The organism is Pseudomonas sp. GCM10022186 (genome assembly GCF_042656385.1).
Taxonomy (GTDB): Bacteria; Pseudomonadota; Gammaproteobacteria; order Pseudomonadales; family Pseudomonadaceae; genus Metapseudomonas.
The window spans coordinates 195,830-214,526 of sequence record NZ_JBHSOU010000002.1 but is presented as its reverse complement, the minus strand read 5'-3'; the positions used below and the strand labels follow the sequence as shown (position 1 = coordinate 214,526).

Below are 18,697 nucleotides of genomic sequence, written 5' to 3'. Positions count from 1 at the left end.
GCGATACCCATGCGGACAGGGCTGATGGGTTTCGCTTCGCTCTACGCCATCCTACGGACTGGTGCGCGGCACATTCTGCGAGACTTCTGGTGGGCTGTGCGACCTATCCACGAACTGGCAAACCGGGAATCGCGGTACCTCTGCCCCCGGATCGCATCCGGGCTACCAACTGCCACATGACTCCCCTGTAGGATGGGTAGAGCGGAGCGAAACCCATGCTGTCGGATCGATGGGTTTCGCTCGCTCTACGGATGAAATCCGGGGAAAGTCCGACTGCCGCTCCTGGATTTCATTGGGCGACGATTTGCCAAGCACCTCGTAGGAGCGAGCTCTGCTCGCGAACCGGAGCACTTCGCGAGCAGAGCTCGCTCCTACAGGGGATACAGCCGGTCTCAACACTTGATGAAGCCCAACGTCGCGGTGTCTCGGGGAGCTCGGATCGTTGGGCTCCTCCGCGTTCCGTTCGGATGGGGCGGGCGGCGTTCCGCGAGCTTGCGATACCCATGCGGACAGGGCTGATGGTTTTCGCTTCGCTCTACGCCGTCCTACGAACTGGTGCGCGGCCGCAGGCACTCCGCCAGGGCGCTTTGCCAGTCCGGCAGGGTCACCTGCCAGTCGCGGGCCAGCTTGCTGCCGTCCATACGGGAGTTGAGCGGCCGCCTGGTCGGCGTCGGGTACTCGCTGGAAGGAATGGCCACCAATCGCGCGCAAGGCTTACCCGCAGCTTTCAGCTCTTCCGCAATGGCGCTGGCGAAGCCGAACCAGGAGGTCTCCCCCTGGTTGGTCAGGTGGTAAACGCCCCAATGACGGTTGCCTGCCTGCCACTGTTCCACCAGCCGGGCAGTGGCCTGGGCGATGCTGCCCGCCCAGGTCGGCGCACCGATCTGGTCGTCCACCACGCGCAGCTCCTCGCGCTCCTGCAGCAGGCGCTGCATGGTGAGCAGGAAGTTGCGCCCGTGCAGGGAATAGACCCAGCTGGTGCGCAGGATCAGGTGCGCACCGCCGACGGCCTGGATCGCCTGTTCGCCGGCGAGCTTGCTGCGGCCATAGGCGCCCAGGGGGTTGGTCGGGTCGTCTTCGCGGTAGGGCGCGGACTTGTCGCCGTCGTAGACGTAGTCGGTGGAGTAGTGGAACAGCGGGATACCGAGGGCAGCCGCTTCCTCCGCCAGCACGCCGGGCGCGGTGGCATTGATGGCGAAGGCCGCTTCAGGCTCGCTTTCCGCCTGGTCCACCGCCGTGTAGGCGGCGGCGTTGATCAGCAGGTCGGGCGACTCGGCACGTACCTGCTGGCGGATCAGCCCGGGCTGGGCCAGATCGAGCCGGTCACGCCCCAGGGCGACCACCTCGGCCTTGCCGGCGAGGCTCAGTTGCAGCTCGCGGGCGACCTGGCCATTGTTGCCAGTGATGAGGACCTTCATGGGAACAGGTCCGCATCCTTGAGGGCAACGCCTGCCTGGTCCTTGGCGGACAGGATCGGCGCCCCGGCCAACGGCCAGTCGATCGCCAGATCCGGGTCATCCCAGCGGATGCAGCGCTCGTGCCGCGGCGCGTAGTAGTTGGTGGTCATATAGAGGAACTCGGCTGTCTCGCTGAGTACCAGGAAGCCATGGGCGAAGCCCTCGGGCACCCACATCTGGAGTTTGTTCTCGGCAGACAGACGGGCCCCGACCCAGCGGCCGAAGGTGGGCGAGCTACGACGGATATCCACCGCCACGTCGAAGACCTCGCCCTGCACCACGCGCACCAGCTTGCCCTGGGCCTGTTGCACCTGATAGTGCAGGCCGCGCAGCACGCCGCGCTGGGAGCTCGAATGGTTGTCCTGCACGAAATCCGGCTTCAGGCCGGTGAGCTCCTCGAACACGCGCGAGTTGTAGCTCTCATAGAAAAATCCGCGCTCATCGCCGAAGACCCTGGGCTCCAGGATCAATACGTCCGGCAGTTCGGTTGCAATCACTTTCATGCGTGTTCACCTGCAAGTTTGAATAAGTACTGGCCATAACCGGTCTTGCCGAAGGCCTTGGCCTGGGCCAGCAACTTATCCTTGTCGATCCAGCCGTTCTGAAAGGCGATTTCTTCGAGGCAGGCCACCTTGAGCCCCTGGCGATGCTCGATGGTCTGCACGTACTGGGAGGCTTCCAGCAGGCTGTCGTGGGTGCCGGTATCCAGCCAGGCGAAACCACGGCCAAAGCGTTCGACGCGCAGGTCGCCCCGTTCGAGGTAGGCGTTGTTGACATCGGTGATCTCCAGCTCGCCCCGCGCGGAGGGTTTGACCTCCTTGGCGATGCGGATCACATCGTTGTCGTAGAAGTACAGGCCAGTCACCGCATAGCTGGACTTGGGCTGTGTGGGCTTCTCTTCGATGGAAACCGCCCGTCCCTCGCTGTCGAACTCGATCACGCCGAAGCGCTTCGGGTCGTTCACCCAGTAGCCGAAAACCGTCGCGCCGCTCGGATGGCTGGCCGCGCGCTTGAGCTTCTCGGTGAAGTGCTGGCCGTGGAAGATGTTGTCGCCGAGAATCAGGCACACCGCATCCTGGCCAATGAACTCTTCACCAATCAGGAAGGCCTGGGCCAGGCCATCCGGCGACGGCTGCACCGCAAAGGTGAACCGGACCCCGAACTGGCTGCCATCGCCCAGCAGCTCGCGGTACTGCGGCAGGTCATGGGGGGTGGAGATCACCAGGATTTCGCGGATGCCGGCGAGCATCAGCACCGAGATCGGGTAGTAGATCATCGGTTTGTCATAGATCGGCAGCAGCTGCTTGGATACGCCGAGGGTGATCGGGTGCAGGCGGGTGCCGGAGCCTCCGGCGAGGATTATCCCTTTCATACGGAAGCCCCCAGGCGTTCACGCTGGTAACTGCCATCCTGCACGCGACGGCACCATTCCAGGTTGTCGAGGTACCACTGCACGGTCTTGCGCAGGCCGGTCTCGAAGGTTTCCTGCGGCACCCAGCCCAGTTCGCGCTCGATCTTGCCGGCGTCGATGGCATAGCGCAGGTCATGGCCGGGGCGGTCCTTGACGAAGGTGATCAGGTCTTCGAAGCGGGCGATTCCATCCGGCTTCTGCGGCGCCAGCTCTTCCAGCAGGGCGCAGATACCACGGACCACGTCGAGGTTCTTCTGCTCGTTGTGACCGCCGATGTTGTAGGTCTCGCCCACCTCACCGCGGGTGACCACCTCCAGCAGGGCGCGGGCGTGATCCTCGACGAACAGCCAGTCGCGGATCTGCTGGCCGTTGCCATAGACCGGCAGCGGCTTGCCTTCCAGGGCGTTGAGGATCATCAGCGGAATCAGCTTCTCGGGGAAGTGATAGGGGCCGTAGTTGTTCGAGCAGTTGGTCAGCAGCACGGGTAGGCCGTAGGTGCGCTGCCAGGCGCGGACCAGGTGGTCGGACGCCGCCTTGCTGGCCGAGTAGGGCGAGCTGGGCGCGTAGGGCGTGGTTTCGGTGAAGAGGTCGTCGACGCCGTGCAGGTCGCCATACACCTCGTCGGTGGAAATATGGTGGAAACGGAAGGCCGCCTTGCGCTCGGCGTCCAGGCCCAGCCAGTAGGCGCGCACGCTCTCCAGCAGGCTGTAGGTGCCGACGATATTGGTCTGGATAAAGGCGGCCGGCCCGTCGATGGAACGGTCCACATGGGACTCGGCGGCAAGGTGCATCACCGCATCGGGCTGGAAGCGGGCCAGGGCCTCGCCAACCACCTGGCTGTCCGCGATATCGGCCTGGAGGAACTGGTAGCGCGGGTTGTCCGCAACCGCAGCCAGGGACTCGAGGTTGCCGGCGTAGGTCAGCTTGTCCAGGTTCAGGACCTCGTGGTCCGTCTCCGTCAGCAGATAGCGGATCAGTGCCGAGCCAATGAAGCCGGCACCACCGGTAACCAGGATTCGCATGTACTTTCCTTTGATGGCAGGAGGTTGTTCGAAGGCCGGAGGGTGCTTGGTCCCGGGCAAAAGCTCAAGAATGATATGCCCTTTTGCGGTGCGACAGCTGGACTCTGCGACGCCCGCCCCTGGCACGGGGCGCGAGCACGAACAGCCGAATTATCCGGCCGGCCCAGCCACCTGCCAACCCGGGCCCCTTACAGCGCGTCCGATTCCGCCTTCGCGCCGTAATCGACCTGCCCCCAGGGCCAGAGCCGGCGCAGTACCAGCACAACCGCCATGCCACACAGCACGCCGATGACATTCGCCGCGATGTCGCCCATCGAGGCCGTGCGCAGGGGCAGCAGTTCCTGTCCCAGCTCAACCCCGATGGAAACCAGCAGGCTGCCCAACGCCAACCAGCGCAAGCCCACCCCGGGGAAGGCTAGCCAGGCGCTCAACGTCAGGCAGGCGAACCCTATCCAATGGTGCAGCTTGTCCTGGTTCTCGAAGGCCTCGGGCACCGGGTCGCTGCGCAGCCCGGCCACCAGGATCACCAGCAGCACGGCGCAGAATGCCAGGCGCGCGAGACGGGTGGCCCAGAGCGGGTTCATTCCACCACCTTGTCGAAGTTGTTGTGGAACAAGTCGATGTTGCGTCCCTCGGTCAGCGAGTAGAGCGAGTAGCTGCGGCCCAGGGAAGCGCCACCGTCACGGGTCAGCGGCGTCCATGCCAGGTTGGCCCGGCGCATGGTGGAGCTGGCCATCAGCTCGTCGAAGGGAATCGAGAAGTAGATGCCCTTGCTGAAGCTGCCCTCACCGTACTCTTCCTGTGTGACGTTGGTGAGTGTCACAAAGCCGCCGAAGCGCACGCCATTGCGGAACTCCCGCGAGAGGTCGACCGTTACGCCGTAGTCGCGGGCCAGGTAGCGGCCCACGCTGACAGCCGCGAGGATGTCCTCGAAGGGCAAGCGGTAGTAGCCGGTCACATGGCCAGTCATCACGTTGTAGTCGCGCAGGCCGAAGTCCTGCTCGAAGTCACGCTGTTGCACCCAGTTCCAGTTAGCGCCAATGGCCCAGCGCTCGCCCATGGGGCGATACAGCAACTCGCCGCCCACACCCGCGAACATCGATTCCAGGTAGCCGCCGTAGACCATGCCGTAGAGGTCTTCGTCCAGCTGACGTGCCTTGTTCAGTTGGAAGACGGGCATGGTCACGTCCGAGGTGGTCATGTACTCACGCAGGAAGGTGCGCACCCGTGGCAGGTTGCTCGGAGCGGTGTATTTGAAGTCGTCGAAGTTGTTCACCAGGTTCCCGCTGAGCATGCCGTTCCACCAGAGGTCACGCTGGAAGCGGTATTCGGCGGTGAGGTCGGCGGTGAACTGGTAGAGCAGGAAGCCATCCGGGCCGCCGACGTTCTGCTTGTAGCCCAGGCCCAGGCCATAGGTGAAGGGCGACAGCTCTTGAGCGAACAGTTCCTTTTCCTGGTGCGGCACCGGCGCATTCTGCTCGGTGGTGCGGCGCAGGTCTTCCACCGGGCGATCCTTCAGGGCCACCTCGCGGAAGGTCTCGCGGGGCAGGCTGATCTCCTGCACTGGCACGCCGTTGCGGTTATCCACAACGGTGAACCAGTCGATCTCGTCGTTCACGCTGTTGTCGAGAATGCGCGCAGCGCGGCCCACCGCCTTGGGCTGGTGGAAGTAGCGGGTCTGCTCGCCATAGACGATCAGCTCCGAGTCGCGCTGGGCGATGCGCTCCACCCGGTAGCCGGCATTCTTCTGCAGGCGCTGGGCCACGCCGGCCCATTTCACATCTTCAGGCGCCACCTTGGGCATGCTGGCCTGCACGGGTTCGGCCGGCGGGTCGAAGGTCTTGGCCGGCGCCTTGCGGGTGGCAAAGTTGGTGTGCAGGGTGATGCCGAACATCGCGGTATTGCCGCGCTCCCAGGCGGCATGTAGGTCTACCGAGTCCCCGGCCTTGAACACCAGGCCCAGGTTGATGGGGGAGTCCTGCACCTGGTTGTTGTCCTGCGGCTCGTTCTTGTAGTCGTTGCCTTCGTATTCCAGCTTGATGGACAGGGGGTCCCACGGCGTTTGGTAGTTCACGCCGCCGAAAAAGGACGGACTGCCACGGAAGTACTGGTTGCTGTTGACATCACCCGTGCCAGTTGCGGCCGGTCGTTCATCGAACTTGTCGCCGAGGACGATGCTGACGGGGTTGTCGATATCCTCCCGATTGCCGATATAGCCCCAGGCCAGACCCAGGCTAAGGTCGAAATCACCCAGGCGCTTGTTACCGACAAAGTATTCACTGGAGAACAGGCCGGTACCACCAACGTCGCGAGCACCCAATGCCACTTCCGGCAGCCAGTGGCTTTCCTTGAGCAGGCGGACCTTGGCATCGACGGCCTTGTCCTTGTAGCTCTGGTCGCCACTGAGGCTTTCAGGGCCATAGTCGCGGTTGCTGATGGCGGTATAACGGAAGCTCCCCTCCAGCCAGTCGAAGGGCTGGAAGGAGACGCTATAGCGGCTGTAAGGGTCAGTGCGGTTGGCGTTCACCGACAGCTCACCGGCCGGCGCCATACGTGCGGTAGGCGTTTGCAGCAAGCCAACGCCACCAAAGTCGTTCTGGGTGTAACGGGGTTCCGCCTGGGCGCAGACAGTGCAGCCCAGCAACAGGCAGGGCAGGAAGTGGCGCTTCATCGGGCCACCTCCAGCGGCTGGGTACCGATAAAGGCCGCCAGCTCCGCATTCAGGTCCGGGGTCGAGTCGCCCAGGCCAGCACTGCGCACGGGCACATAGATGCGTGCACCAGGCGCCGGTGGCGGCGCCTCCTGGCGGTTCCACAGGGCAATGCCCTGGCGCTGCACCTGGCCATCCGGCTGGACCACGAAAAGCTCATCCAGGTCAGCCTCGGCATGCCGGGGGCAGGCCGCCAGATAGTCCCGTGCGGGTTTGAACGGCTCGAAGGGCAAGCTGCACTCCGCCGCCACGGCGCCCTCCACCCTTACAAAGTTGGGCCTTGGCGGGTACAGCAGGCGGTCACCGGCGCTGAGCACGGGGTTGTACTCGCGGTTCAGCTCCACCTTAACCGGGTCGAGCACGGCCAGGCGGCGGCCGGTTACCGGCATCCCCTGCACCTTGTCGGTCAGGCGTTTGGCCAGCTCGGCCAGGGCCGGGCGGTTATCCAGCAGCGCATTACGCTCCAGGGTGGCCAGGTCGAACAGCACCCCAAGCTTCAGGCGCGTCTGCTTCTCCCGCAGCGGGTTATGCAGCCAGGCAGCACCCAGCAGGTAGGCATTGGGGCTGACTTGCGCTGGCAGCAGCACATCATGGAGGCGCGTTTCTGAAGTGATGGAATAGGAACCAGGCTCGGCAGCATCACCCTCGACCGTCACGGTAGGGGCGGCGCTGGCGGCGCAAACGAACAGGGCGCTGCAAAGCAGCAACCAGGATGCGGGAAGACTCATTGTGCGTTCGGTTTCATCGGGCGCACCTGAATGATGCGCAAAGGCAGCTCGGGGGTTACATGCTGGACGCTGGCCAGGATGAAGCCGTCGGCGGGGTCCACCCAGTACTGGTTGAGGGCCGAGAAGCCCAGGCCGGGTATTTCGATGTGCTCATCGACGCGCAACAACTCCAGGTCGCGATCGAGGATGCGCACGGTCTCCAGGCCCTGCTTCTCGAAATGGCTGATCAGCTGTACACCCATCTGGTAGCGCCCGGCAAAATCCACCTGGCGCTCGGTACGCAGGCCATCCGGGATGCGGTGCAGGCCGGTGCGGAAGGGCGATTCGCTGACAAAGCGCGTACCGTCCAGGTTGTCGTTGAAGCCCACGGAACGGATGGCCAGGCCGTCCTGCATCATAAGCACCTGCTGGGTCGAGGCGAGCCAGAACTCCACCCCTTCCTGCAGGCGCACCAGCGCCATCACCGCCTCCCCGGTGGGGGCGGTGACCACGATCTGGTAATAGGGAACGGCATCGACCTGCTCGCGGGTCAGCTCCAGGGGCTCAGGCCCCTGCACGGCAGCCTTGAAGGTATCCAGGCTGGCCGTCATCAACGGGTTGCAGGCACTGAGTAGAGCCGCCAGGGGCAGCATGGCCAGGCGCGTTATCTTCACGTCACTGGCTCTCAGTTGTTGTCGCTCATATCATCCTGAATGGCGACCCCGGTGCGAAGCAGGTTGGCAGTGGGGAATACCTGGCTGATAAAGCGGTTCCAGCGGGTGACATCGGCCGGGCCGACGTACACCACGTCCTGCGGCTGCAGCTTGAAGTGCTCGGCCACGATAAAGGCCGAAGGCGATTTGAGGTTGAGCTGGTACACCGTGGCCACATCTTTCTGCAGGTCATCCACACCACGGATCACATAGACCTCCTTGCCGCTGGAGGTTTCCTGGCGCAGACCACCGACGTTGCCCAGGGCTTCGGTAAGGCTCATATTGCTGCCCTTGAAGGTGAGCGGGCGAGCGCCATTGACTTCACCCAGCAGATAGACCTTCTTCTGGTCGTTATAGGGCAGGTGCAGTTGGTCTCCGTCCTTCAAGTAGATGCTATGCAGAACCGAATCCTTGCGGTTCAGCGTATCCAAATCAACTACGAATTCACGGCCATCGCGTTTGAGGATAAGGCCAGAGATATCTGCGGCACCTGCTTGAACCCCGCCTTGGCCGACGGCATCCAGCAGGCTGAGCGGAGTATTGGTAATCGGCACTTGGCCAGTCTTGCCGAAGGCGCCGGAGAGGATGACCTTCTGGCTGACAAAGCGCAGCACGCTCACATCCACCTGAGGCTCGGTCACCACGCTGGTGATTCGTTCGGCGATGTAGGCCCGAAGCTCTTCGATAGTCTTGCCCGCGGCTTCTACATTGCCCACATAGGGGTAGAACAAGGTTCCGTCAGGTCGCACCAGGCGGCCGTTGGCTTCGATCTGCTGCTGTGGGCCGGAAGGCGCGGTGAGCTCGGGGTGGTCCCACACAGTGATGTAGACCAGGTCACCTGCGCCGATACGGTATTCCTCGGGCTGATAGCTCAACAGCTCAGGTGCCACCTTCGCACCGTTCATGCCGTTCTCGATGGCCACCAGCTTCGGTGTAATGGGTACCAGTTCGATGCGGCTGCTTTCCGGCGAGCCTTCGCGCACCAGATTGCCAGAATCCATGTGTTGGCCAGGGGAGAACATACAGCCTTGCAGGGTGAGGCCAAGCAGCATGGCCAAAGGTAGTGCGCGAGTCATGGTCGGATGTTCTTGTGCATTGAGGCGGGCAACGCCAAAGGCGCTATGCCAGCATCGGAAATAATGGGTTGTGGTATTTAGTCGATGGCCAGGCCAGCGGGAGCATGCCGCAAGGCTGTGCGCAACGCGCACACGGGCTGGGCTTGTGTGACGATCAACCGGGGCCGGAAGTTACAGCCCGAATGCGAAACCTCCCAGCACAGCTGGGAGGTTTCGGGGTACAGCGGCTAAGCGCAGGGCTTAGTTGGTGGTGCCAGTGGTACCGGTAGTGCCGGTGGTGCCAGTGGTGCCGCCAGTGCCGGGGGTGTTGTCGTTGCCGCCGCCGCCGCTGCTGGAAGCAGCTACGCCCGCCGCAATGGCTGCAGCGCCGATGGCCAGGCCAGTGCCTACGGTAATGCCGCCCGCGACCGGGGTGGAAAGGCTGAGGCCCTGGGTGGCGCCAGGCTTGTTGGCAATGGCGTTGGAGGCCTTGGAGGCGTTTTGGGCGCCGGTTGCCGACTTGGTGGCGGCGTTGGCGGTGCCGTTCTGGGCAGCGCCAGCGGCGGCGGGAGTAGCAGCCATCAGCGGAGTGCTGAGGCTGGCAATGACGGCAAGTGCCAGAAGTTTTTTCACGTTCATGCTCCTTTTGTGAGCGGATGTCCCTAAGGAACGGTTGGTGTCAAAGGGTATGGATAAATAGTGTGCAATGCAAGCTGGAAACCGCCAGCTAATTGCTCACGGCGTACGGGTCATGCCCTGCCGTACTTGTCTTCAAAGCGCACAATATCGTCCTCTCCCAGATAAGAGCCCGACTGCACTTCGATCAGTTCAAGCGGAATAACGCCAGGGTTTTCCAACGCATGAACTTGTCCAATCGGTATGTATGTCGATTGGTTTTCGGTCACGAGGTAGGTGTTGTCGCCATTGGTGACCTTGGCGGTCCCGCTGACCACAATCCAATGCTCGGCGCGGTGATGGTGCATTTGCACCGAGAGCTTGGCACCTGGCTGCACGGTGATGCGCTTGACCTGGTAGCGATGGCCGTTGTCGATGGAGTCGTACATACCCCAGGGCCGGTAAACCTCGCGGTGGTTGATATGCTCTTCGCGTGCGCCATTCTTGAGCTGGTCAACGATCTTTTTCACATCCTGTACATGGTCTTTATGGGCAACCAGGACAGCATCCTTGGTTTCCACAATGATCATGTCTTCGACGCCCACGGTCGCAACCAGCCGGTTGTCGGCATGCACATAGGTATTGCGTGAGCGCTGGTCGAGCACGTCGCCTTTGAAGACGTTGCCTTGCTCATCCTTTTCGCTCACATCCCAGAGCGCAGACCATGAGCCGATATCACTCCAGCCGGCATCCAGCGGTACCATGACCGCATCCCGGGTTTTCTCCATGACGGCATAGTCGATGGAGTCCTCAGGGCATTCGGTAAAAGCCGCCGTATCAACGCGGGTGAAGTGCAGGTCTTGTGTGCCTCCGGACAAAGCCTTGCGGCAAGCCGCAAGAATGTCAGGGCGGAACTGCTGCAGTTCTTCCAGATAGCGGCTGGCGCGGAACATGAACATCCCGCTGTTCCAGTAGTAGCTGCCGGTGGCCAGATAATCTTGTGCCGTTGCCAGATTCGGTTTCTCCACAAAACGGCTCACTGCAAAGCCACCGTCGCCTACCTGGTTGCCCCGCTCGATATAGCCATAGCCCGTTTCCGGGTGGGTCGGCACGATACCGAAGGTGACCAGCTTCCCGGCATCCGCCAGAGGCAGAGCGGTTTGAATGGCGGCCTGGAATGCTTCTACGTCCTGAATCAGGTGATCCGCTGCCAGCACAAGCAGAATCGCATCATCTGCATCTTCGCATGCTTGCAACGCAGCCAAAGCAATGGCTGGAGCGGTATTGCGGCCAACAGGTTCAAGCAGGATCTTGGCCTGTTCCAGTCCCAGCAGTCTCAGCTGTTCTGCGGCCAGAAAGCGGTGCTGCTCGTTGCAAATCAGGCTAGGAAGGCCACTACCTAAACCCTCTAGGCGCTTGATGGTGGCCTGCAACATTGAGAGATCCGCGTCGGCCAGTGCCAGGAACTGCTTTGGATTGAGTTGGCGCGACAGGGGCCAAAGGCGCGAGCCAGAACCACCAGCCATGATTACTGGGAGAAACATATTGAGCGTCCTTTAATGTTCTTTTGCGAGTTACCGCAGGGCGTCCAGGTATGCCCTGGTGTTGTCATGGACCTCAGCACTCAAGCGGGCTTCGGTGGGCGTCCACCAGCGGTACCGATCGTGCTGAGCGTGAGGTGGCTGCAGCGTTTCCGTGGTGGGTAGGACGATTCGATAACCGAGCACGACGTAATGCGTATCCGGGCCGTCGCCTTGGTCGGCGAAAATGCTGTCGGAATAGAAGTGTTCATACACGCCCAGCAACTGGGCCTGGCCGCGTTGAAAGGGGCGGCCAAGCTCTACATCGGTGAGCCGGCTGAATGCTGCATCCAAGGACTCGTTCTTAAGGATTCTCCCGCCAGGCACGAACCAGAAGCCCTGGGCTGGCCTGTTAAGGCGCTGACCCAGGAGAATGGATCCTTCCTGGTTCTGCACCACGAGATCGATCGACACCAATGGAGTCGATGCCACCACATTGCGGAAGGTTTCACTGTTAAGCCACATCTGTGTCAAACCTCGGCCAGAACGCGCTTCAGGATCTTGTCCTTATCGAGAAAGTCGCGCGCATACTCAGTGGCAACAACGTTGGGCGATGGCATTGCCAGCGCCTGCTCGATACCGGTGATCAATGCAGCGACTGACTCCGGTTCAACGAGCGTTGCGATGCCGGGATGCTCACGGCAAAGCAATCCCAGGCTGGTTTCCGGGTCTGCAGTAATCAACGCATTGCCGCCCACCGCGAGGATATTGGTCAGCTTTGACGGAAGCACTGCGTCGGCCGCTCCCCGTTTCTGGATGACCAGATGACAATCTGCCGATGCCAACAGCGATGGCAGATCTTCATAGGGTTGCAATGGGCCGAATACCACATTGTCCAGTCTCTTTTGCTTCACCAGATCCAGCAAGCGTGCTTTTCCCGCGCCTTCACCAACGATCAGAAACACGAGGTCGTGTCGATGCTGCAGTCGCTCGGCCGCTTCTATGACCGTCTCCAGGCCCTGCTTTTCCCCGATGTTGCCGGAATAGAGCAGCACTTTCTTGCTCAAGCTGACATCCAGGCGCTCAAGCATGGATGGCGACCGATCTACGTCTCTAAAGCGACCAACCTCAGACCAGTTCGGAAAGAAAAGCAGGTCTTCTGGTGGGACACCCTTCTGCCGAGCACGCTGCAACATGCCACTGGAGATAGTCGTCACCTTATCGAAGGCACGCATAATCGTCCGCTCCACGGCGAAGGCGAATCGCTTGAGCATTCCGCCTCGCGCAATGCCAAGTCCGAACAGTGCATCCACTTCGTAATCCTGGATGTGCAGCACGGACTTCGCGCCGGTCAGCTTGGCCACGAGTAGGGCCTGTGGCGAACAGAACAGGGTCGGCACCACCAGCATGACCATGTCTGGTTTCCAGCGGAGTTGCGCCAGCATCGCCAGAGACGAGGACAAGGAAAAGCTGACCAGATGCAGTATGCGTTTAAGGGCGCTGGGCTTCGCAGGCACATAAAGCGGGCAGCGAATGACGGTTACACCATCCTCTGTGCTTTTCATGAAGCGCTTCGACTCGAACCCTGTCCGGATCTTCCACTCGGGGTAGTAGGGTGGGGCAGTCACCACCCGTACTTCATGCCCCTGCTCGGCGAACCAGCGAGCCATTTCGCCGCTGTACTTGCCGATACCGGTCAGTTCCGGGCTGTAGTTGATGCCATACAGTAGGATCTTCATCAGCGCGTCCGTGCTTGGTCTACGTGCTCGACATACCAGGCGAAGGCATCGCGAAGGCCATCCTCCAGGCTGATGCTGGCTTGCCAGCCAAGGGCTTTCAGACGCGACACATCCATCAGCTTCCTTGGTGTGCCGTCTGGTTTGCCGGCATCGAAGGTCAGGCGCCCAGTGAAGCCGGTAACTTTCGCAATGGTCTCAGCCAACTCGCGAATGGTGCAGTCCACGCCGGTTCCAACGTTGATATGCGAGAGCATCGGTTGGGTATTGGTCTGGTAGGTAGCTTTGTCCAGCTCCATGACATGGACGCTGGCCGCGGCCATATCGTCCACATGCAGGAACTCGCGCATCGGCTTGCCACTACCCCAGATCACCACCTCCTCATCGCCGCGCTTAGTCGCTTCATGGAAGCGGCGCAGCAAGGCCGGGATGACATGGCTATTTTCGGGATGGTAGTTGTCGTGCGGCCCGTACAGGTTGGTCGGCATCACGCTACGGTAGTCGCGGCTGTACTGGCGGTTGTAGCTTTCGCAGAGTTTGATCCCCGCAATCTTGGCGATCGCATACGGCTCATTCGTCGGCTCAAGAATGCCTGTCAGCAATGCCTCTTCACCCATGGGCTGTTCGGCATGCTTGGGGTAGATGCACGAAGATCCCAGGAACAGCAGCTTTTGAACGCCTGACAGATGTGCCGCCTGGATGATGTTGGCCTCGATCATCAGGTTCTCGTAGATGAACTCGGCTGGGTACACGTTGTTCGCATGAATACCACCCACCTTGGCAGCGGCCAGGTAGACCTGATCTATCCGATGCGACGCAAAGAAGGTGTGCACCGCTTTCTGGTCGAGCAGATTCAACTCGTCTCGAGTCGCGGTAATTACGCGGCCGTAGCCCAAAGCCTGTAGCTTCCGAACGATCGCGGAACCGACCATCCCCCGGTGCCCGGCAACGAAGATGGTCTGGTCAAGATCACGGGCCATCATCAGTTCTCCACGGCTACCGGCACTTCGTGGCCGTGCTGCTTCAGCAGTGCATGGCGCTGAGCAACCTTGAGGTCTTCGCGGACCATCTCGGCGCACATTTCCTGAACGGTGATTTCCGGAACCCAACCCAGCTTCTGCTTGGCCTTGGTGGGGTCACCCAGCAAGGTTTCGACTTCAGCAGGGCGGAAGTAACGCGGATCGACGCGAACAATAACGTCGCCGACTTTGAGTGCCGGTGCGTTGTCCCCTTCGATGCGCTCAACGATGGCCATTTCGTCGACACCTTCACCTTCGAAGCGCAGGGAAACGCCAAGCTCGGCTGCCGACCAGCGAATGAATTCACGCACGGAGTACTGCACGCCGGTGGCGATCACGAAGTCGTCCGGCTGCTCCTGCTGCAGCATCATCCACTGCATGCGTACATAGTCTTTCGCATGTCCCCAGTCACGCAGGGCATCCATGTTACCCATGTACAGGCACTGCTCAAGACCTTGCGCAATGTTGGCCAGACCACGGGTGATCTTGCGGGTTACGAAGGTTTCACCACGGCGCGGCGATTCATGGTTGAACAGAATGCCGTTACAGGCATACATGCCATAGGCCTCGCGATAGTTCACCGTGATCCAGTAGGCATACATCTTGGCGACAGCATAGGGTGAACGCGGGTAGAAAGGAGTGGTTTCCTTCTGCGGAATCTCCTGGACCAAGCCGTACAGTTCAGAGGTAGATGCTTGATAGAAGCGAGTCTTCTTTTCCAGCCCCAGCAGGCGAATGGCTTCGAGGATTCGCAGCGTACCCATGGCATCGACATCAGCCGTGTATTCGGGGGACTCGAAACTCACTGCAACGTGGGATTGAGCACCCAGGTTGTAAACCTCGTCGGGCTGAACTTCCTGAATGATACGAGTGAGGTTGGACGAGTCTGTCAAATCGCCATAGTGCAGCACGAAGTTTCGATTATCTACGTGCGGATCTTGGTAAATGTGATCAACACGCTGCGTATTGAAAGACGAGGCACGGCGCTTAATGCCGTGAACTTCATAGCCTTTCTCGAGCAGGAATTCTGCAAGATAAGAGCCGTCTTGGCCGGTAACGCCGGTGATGAGCGCCTTCTTGGACATTTGATGTTCTCCTAGAGGTGTTAGTTATTTGAAGATGCTGTGAGTTTAAAGATTTCGGTTATCTTTAGTGAGAAATTCTTTCTGGACTCTAAGTATTTCTGGTGAGATATGAATTCTGATTCAAGTCTTTGCTTGTCAGAAATTGAAAGTGAGGTATCGTAAGTGTTTATAAGGATATCTGCTAGAGCGATTGGGTCATGCGGATCAAAGTAGGTCGCTTCAGATCCTGCCTGTTCACGATGGACAGGTAGGTCGGAAAGTATCAGCGGGGCGCCAAGCGATTTTGCTTCCTCGACGGTTGTGCTCCATCCCTCGAAAAGAGATGGATTGATTACAGCTATGCTGCCGCGGATTAGTAAGGATATATCCTCGTACGGGATCATCCCTAGAAATCTAAAGCTTTCTGAAAGATCATTTCTCTCGACGGCGTCGAAGATGTTTCGCGGGTGTTCAGGGTTTCTGAAGTCATTGGGGTTGCCAGTTACGGCTATTGCAATATCTTTTCTTCCGCGATGCTTTAGGTGGCGCAGCGCCTCAAGAACTGCAGTGTGATTTTTGTGCTTCCAGAACTGATTAGGTAAGTAGAAGTATTTTTGGGGTAGTGAGTATTTTTTGGCGATGATCGCCCTGTTGAGATTATTGATCTCAGTGCTAGGCTTCACGCTAAAGGGTAGGACGGAAATTTTTGATCTGGATTTCGGCAGGAAAGTTTCGCAGTCTTTTCGTGCATCTTCGCTGCTTACTAATATTCTAGTTGCAGAGTGGCTCAGTGCAGCGTATCCAATGTCTCTTTTCAGGTTGTTCAATCGCCCGAACATATATGGTAGATGCTTGTGCTGAAAATCTGGAATCCAAGCAAGGGTCGGAATTGGGAAAAGTAATCCGTACCAGACGCCGCTCTGGAAGACTACATCGATTCCTTGGCGAGTGAAGTGTCGCTCTGCTGCAGAGTTGCATAGAATGCTAGCTACTCTAGCTTTGAGTTTTTGGGGGTCTTTATTTCCCCACTCATCTATGGTTATAGGGGGGGAAGAAAGATGGTGGGCTAGTTTCTGAATGGCCGAAGGGTCAGCGTCAGGCGCATGAAAAAGAACAGGCTCTAGATTGTTGCTTGGACTCTCACTTATGGCGCTGAGGATGTTGCTTAGATAGTTTATGCCACCTGTCCATGCCGTTCCGCCAAAAATAGTAAATGCTATTTTCACTTATTTCTTAGCTCTTTTTTAAACCAGCTTACGTATTCATCCAGGCCGTGGGTCAACTCTCTGGAAGCCTCAAAGCCAAATGCCCTGGAGAGCGAGGTGTCGGCCACCAGACATGGAGGATCACCTGGCCTCGATAAGCCTGAAAAGGCTAGGCTGGATGAGCTTCCCCAGAGGTCAATTATAGTTTCGGCGATGCTTCTGACTGTTGTTCCATGGTTGGTGCCCCCATTCACTATTGGGCAAGAATTAGAAGCATGCTGCATAGCGGTGCTCAAAAGCCTACATGCGTCCTCGACATGGAGCCAGTCCCGGAGTTCATGGCCTGTGCCTCCGAGAATTAAATGGTTTTCTTGTGTGCTGAGTTTTGTGCAGATATCCCACAGTAATTGCTTTCTTAGCTCTGGGCCGTAGATTGAAAAAAACCTTATTATTATTGATTTTAGGTTAAAGGATTTTGCATATGTTTCGAAAGTAAGCTCGCACATCCTCTTGTGGGCACCGTACGGAGAGTATGGGTTCAGTTCGGCGTTTTCGATTATTGCTCCCGAATGCCCGGATCCATATACGGCTGCGCTAGAAGATAAGATTGCAGATGTTGAAGTTGAGTGGCACTTGATCCAGTTGAAAACATTGGCGGTACTTACTACTGAGCGTTCAAAGTCACGTAATGGGTCATGAAGTGAGGGGCCCACAGAACTTCCGCCAGCTAAGTGAAAGATGCTGGTTGGAGCTCCATGGCGCTCGGCAAGTAGATTCAGGTTGGCTTGGCTTATATCTCCGTCTACCCAGTCTTTCAAGCCCCACTGCGAGTACTCCTGCTGCGCCCAATTACCGTGCCCTAGGCCAACCACAATGTTACCGTTAATGCTGCCTAACTGGCGTGAAAGATGCCGGCCGAGAAAGCCTTTTGCTCCAGTAATAAAAAAGATCAAAGGTGACGGCTCCTGGAATTAGAGATTAGCGAACATCGAAAAGCATCGAATTGACTACGGAGACCGGTTGAAGTATGAAACCGGATTCTGATTTGAGAAGGCTTAAATACTCGGCCTCATCAGGACCTTCTCGAAAATGAGTGCCTGCTGGCCAGGGGACCCAGGACTTCTGATCAAAGTCATATCTTTTTATGATTTTAGCTGGATTGCCGACTACCAGTGAGAATGGTGGAATGTCTTTCTTGACAACGGCGCCAGATCCTATGACGCAGCCGTGCCCAATTTTTACATTGCCAATGACCTGGGCCCCGTACCCAAAGAAGCAATTTGCCCCAACTGTAATGTGGTCAGACTGTTTGGTTCCGGTGCAGCTATAAGCGATCATCGGGTTTTCATATATATGGGTACTGCCAATAAATGAGCAGTTGTTTGTTGTTAGGCAGTAATCACCTATTTCAATCTCCACTCCTGCTGAGAAGAAATTATTTCTACCTATTATGCAGTTTTCCCCGATCGAAATTACGTGCGGGCTTTGGCTTTTTCGATCGTTTACGTTTAACCAAGAACCTGCGCCGATTGAGGTGTTTGAGCCGATTCTTATTTTTCTTATTCCAATTAGTTTAACGCTAAAGGGCAGAATGACTCTGCCTAAATACTTTAGTCGATAAAAAATGGCGATGAACGCGTTGGCTAGGGCCCAAGAATAAGCGACTAGAAACGACAGGGATGCGTACCTCTTGGCAAGGTTCAATAGTTTGATTTTTATTTTGTGCATCTTACCGTTCTTCCGAAAGCGCGCCAAAGCCAATCGGCGAAATTGCGCAATGCGCCACGTTGTACTTTCAGACTCTTCTTGACTTTTGAGTAGAAGCTTTTGTCCACTAGTATTTTTTCGGGGAATTCGATTACAGGGGAAAGGGCAAACTCTGTGCTATCGAGTCTTTCGGCTTTGCAGTGCGTACCCGAACCGTCAAAGCCTGAGTTTTTCACAAGGGTAGTGTTTGGGTATAGGACAAGTCCAGAGTTATTAAATAGGCTAAAGTAAAACCATACTGCCCAGGAGTTGTTTTTGTTCTTTAAACGATTATTTAGCATTCGAGAGTACGGATATACAGACCCTAGATCAAATCGGTGACGCCAGCATCTCCTCTTTAGAAGAGAGGATGCTAGATGTCTATCCTCATTCATGTGCGCCCAAGCTCGTCGCCAAGTAGCCCAGCCCCAAGACGTTGGAAAAGGTAAGAAGGACGAGCCGAGAGGTTGATTTGTCTGAACTGGAAACATGTACCCTGAGACTTGCATTACTTGCGTGGAGTCCGCATATATTTCAAGTGCAGAGTTCATGTATTGCAAGAAGTGTTGGGACACAACCAGGTCGTCTTCGATTACGATCAGGCTTTCATGCTCATTAAGTACGTGGGAGATACCGTATGCTAAAGAGGCACTAAGTCCTTTGTTTACTGGGGACTCATAAATTATTTTGTTGGGGTGGGGGAAGTTTTTTACCGTT

General features: G+C 58.2%; 18 protein-coding genes. All 18 read right to left on the bottom strand.

Annotation, left to right across the window (positions count from 1 at the left end; genetic code table 11):
* Positions 1–545: 545 nt before the first annotated feature.
* The gene (rfbD, locus tag ACFPU0_RS01705) at positions 546–1,418 is read right to left on the bottom strand and encodes a dTDP-4-dehydrorhamnose reductase (RefSeq protein WP_377691061.1); all 873 of its coding nucleotides are present in this window, start codon (positions 1,416–1,418) and stop codon (positions 546–548) included.
* The gene (rfbC, locus tag ACFPU0_RS01700; RefSeq protein WP_377691060.1) at positions 1,415–1,960 is read right to left on the bottom strand and encodes a dTDP-4-dehydrorhamnose 3,5-epimerase; all 546 of its coding nucleotides are present in this window, start codon (positions 1,958–1,960) and stop codon (positions 1,415–1,417) included. The genes rfbD and rfbC overlap by 4 nt, the downstream gene beginning before the upstream one ends.
* Entirely contained in the window at positions 1,957–2,829 is an 873-nt protein-coding gene (gene rfbA / locus ACFPU0_RS01695) for a glucose-1-phosphate thymidylyltransferase RfbA (RefSeq protein WP_377691059.1), read from the bottom strand. The genes rfbC and rfbA overlap by 4 nt, the downstream gene beginning before the upstream one ends.
* Positions 2,826–3,890, bottom strand: coding sequence for a dTDP-glucose 4,6-dehydratase (gene rfbB, locus ACFPU0_RS01690; RefSeq protein ID WP_377691058.1), 1,065 nt, complete (start codon positions 3,888–3,890; stop codon positions 2,826–2,828). Before rfbB ends, rfbA begins: the two co-directional genes overlap by 4 nt.
* A 188-nt stretch (positions 3,891–4,078) precedes the next feature.
* Positions 4,079–4,474, bottom strand: a complete 396-nt coding sequence (locus ACFPU0_RS01685) for a teicoplanin resistance protein VanZ (RefSeq protein WP_377691057.1) — start codon at positions 4,472–4,474, stop codon at positions 4,079–4,081.
* The gene (locus tag ACFPU0_RS01680; RefSeq protein WP_377691056.1) at positions 4,471–6,561 is read right to left on the bottom strand and encodes a YjbH domain-containing protein; all 2,091 of its coding nucleotides are present in this window, start codon (positions 6,559–6,561) and stop codon (positions 4,471–4,473) included. The genes ACFPU0_RS01685 and ACFPU0_RS01680 overlap by 4 nt, the downstream gene beginning before the upstream one ends.
* Complete coding sequence (locus ACFPU0_RS01675; RefSeq protein ID WP_377691055.1) at positions 6,558–7,328, bottom strand: capsule biosynthesis GfcC family protein; 771 nt, start codon at positions 7,326–7,328, stop codon at positions 6,558–6,560. Before ACFPU0_RS01675 ends, ACFPU0_RS01680 begins: the two co-directional genes overlap by 4 nt.
* A complete protein-coding gene (locus ACFPU0_RS01670; protein WP_377691054.1) occupies positions 7,325–7,981 on the bottom strand; it encodes a YjbF family lipoprotein in 657 nt (218 codons plus the stop codon). Before ACFPU0_RS01670 ends, ACFPU0_RS01675 begins: the two co-directional genes overlap by 4 nt.
* Before the next feature lie 11 nt (positions 7,982–7,992).
* Complete coding sequence (locus tag ACFPU0_RS01665) at positions 7,993–9,096, bottom strand: polysaccharide biosynthesis/export family protein (protein ID WP_377691053.1); 1,104 nt, start codon at positions 9,094–9,096, stop codon at positions 7,993–7,995.
* A 240-nt stretch (positions 9,097–9,336) separates the two neighbouring features.
* The gene (locus ACFPU0_RS01660; protein ID WP_377691052.1) at positions 9,337–9,708 is read right to left on the bottom strand and encodes a hypothetical protein; all 372 of its coding nucleotides are present in this window, start codon (positions 9,706–9,708) and stop codon (positions 9,337–9,339) included.
* Positions 9,709–9,824: 116 nt separating this feature from the next.
* On the bottom strand, positions 9,825–11,234 hold the full coding sequence (locus ACFPU0_RS01655) for a mannose-1-phosphate guanylyltransferase/mannose-6-phosphate isomerase (protein WP_377691051.1): 1,410 nt from the start codon (positions 11,232–11,234) through the stop codon (positions 9,825–9,827).
* Positions 11,235–11,264: 30 nt separating this feature from the next.
* On the bottom strand, positions 11,265–11,735 hold the full coding sequence (locus tag ACFPU0_RS01650) for a GDP-mannose mannosyl hydrolase (RefSeq protein ID WP_377691050.1): 471 nt from the start codon (positions 11,733–11,735) through the stop codon (positions 11,265–11,267).
* A gap of 5 nt (positions 11,736–11,740) precedes the next feature.
* A complete protein-coding gene (locus ACFPU0_RS01645; RefSeq protein WP_377691049.1) occupies positions 11,741–12,949 on the bottom strand; it encodes a glycosyltransferase WbuB in 1,209 nt (402 codons plus the stop codon).
* Positions 12,949–13,926, bottom strand: coding sequence for a GDP-L-fucose synthase (fcl, locus tag ACFPU0_RS01640; protein WP_377691336.1), 978 nt, complete (start codon positions 13,924–13,926; stop codon positions 12,949–12,951). The genes ACFPU0_RS01645 and fcl overlap by 1 nt, the downstream gene beginning before the upstream one ends.
* Before the next feature lie 2 nt (positions 13,927–13,928).
* Positions 13,929–15,050, bottom strand: coding sequence for a GDP-mannose 4,6-dehydratase (gene gmd, locus ACFPU0_RS01635; RefSeq protein ID WP_377691048.1), 1,122 nt, complete (start codon positions 15,048–15,050; stop codon positions 13,929–13,931).
* Positions 15,051–15,070: 20 nt separating this feature from the next.
* Entirely contained in the window at positions 15,071–16,255 is a 1,185-nt protein-coding gene (locus ACFPU0_RS01630; protein ID WP_377691047.1) for a glycosyltransferase family 4 protein, read from the bottom strand.
* Positions 16,252–17,187, bottom strand: coding sequence for an NAD-dependent epimerase/dehydratase family protein (locus ACFPU0_RS01625; protein ID WP_377691046.1), 936 nt, complete (start codon positions 17,185–17,187; stop codon positions 16,252–16,254). The genes ACFPU0_RS01630 and ACFPU0_RS01625 overlap by 4 nt, the downstream gene beginning before the upstream one ends.
* Before the next feature lie 25 nt (positions 17,188–17,212).
* Entirely contained in the window at positions 17,213–17,962 is a 750-nt protein-coding gene (locus ACFPU0_RS01620) for an acyltransferase (protein WP_377691045.1), read from the bottom strand.
* Positions 17,963–18,697 lie beyond the last annotated feature (735 nt).

What these genes read in the sequence shown, in the direction of transcription:
- rfbD (WP_377691061.1), bottom strand. Translation starts at nt 1,418, where the DNA reads ATGAAGGTCCTCATCACTGGCAACAATGGCCAGGTCGCCCGCGAGCTG.
- rfbC (WP_377691060.1), bottom strand. Translation starts at nt 1,960, where the DNA reads ATGAAAGTGATTGCAACCGAACTGCCGGACGTATTGATCCTGGAGCCC.
- rfbA (WP_377691059.1), bottom strand. Translation starts at nt 2,829, where the DNA reads ATGAAAGGGATAATCCTCGCCGGAGGCTCCGGCACCCGCCTGCACCCG.
- rfbB (WP_377691058.1), bottom strand. Translation starts at nt 3,890, where the DNA reads ATGCGAATCCTGGTTACCGGTGGTGCCGGCTTCATTGGCTCGGCACTG.
- ACFPU0_RS01685 (WP_377691057.1), bottom strand. Translation starts at nt 4,474, where the DNA reads ATGAACCCGCTCTGGGCCACCCGTCTCGCGCGCCTGGCATTCTGCGCC.
- ACFPU0_RS01680 (WP_377691056.1), bottom strand. Translation starts at nt 6,561, where the DNA reads ATGAAGCGCCACTTCCTGCCCTGCCTGTTGCTGGGCTGCACTGTCTGC.
- ACFPU0_RS01675 (WP_377691055.1), bottom strand. Translation starts at nt 7,328, where the DNA reads ATGAGTCTTCCCGCATCCTGGTTGCTGCTTTGCAGCGCCCTGTTCGTT.
- ACFPU0_RS01665 (WP_377691053.1), bottom strand. Translation starts at nt 9,096, where the DNA reads ATGACTCGCGCACTACCTTTGGCCATGCTGCTTGGCCTCACCCTGCAA.
- ACFPU0_RS01655 (WP_377691051.1), bottom strand. Translation starts at nt 11,234, where the DNA reads ATGTTTCTCCCAGTAATCATGGCTGGTGGTTCTGGCTCGCGCCTTTGG.
- ACFPU0_RS01650 (WP_377691050.1), bottom strand. Translation starts at nt 11,735, where the DNA reads ATGTGGCTTAACAGTGAAACCTTCCGCAATGTGGTGGCATCGACTCCA.
- ACFPU0_RS01645 (WP_377691049.1), bottom strand. Translation starts at nt 12,949, where the DNA reads ATGAAGATCCTACTGTATGGCATCAACTACAGCCCGGAACTGACCGGT.
- fcl (WP_377691336.1), bottom strand. Translation starts at nt 13,926, where the DNA reads ATGGCCCGTGATCTTGACCAGACCATCTTCGTTGCCGGGCACCGGGGG.
- gmd (WP_377691048.1), bottom strand. Translation starts at nt 15,050, where the DNA reads ATGTCCAAGAAGGCGCTCATCACCGGCGTTACCGGCCAAGACGGCTCT.
- ACFPU0_RS01620 (WP_377691045.1), bottom strand. Translation starts at nt 17,962, where the DNA reads ATGCACAAAATAAAAATCAAACTATTGAACCTTGCCAAGAGGTACGCA.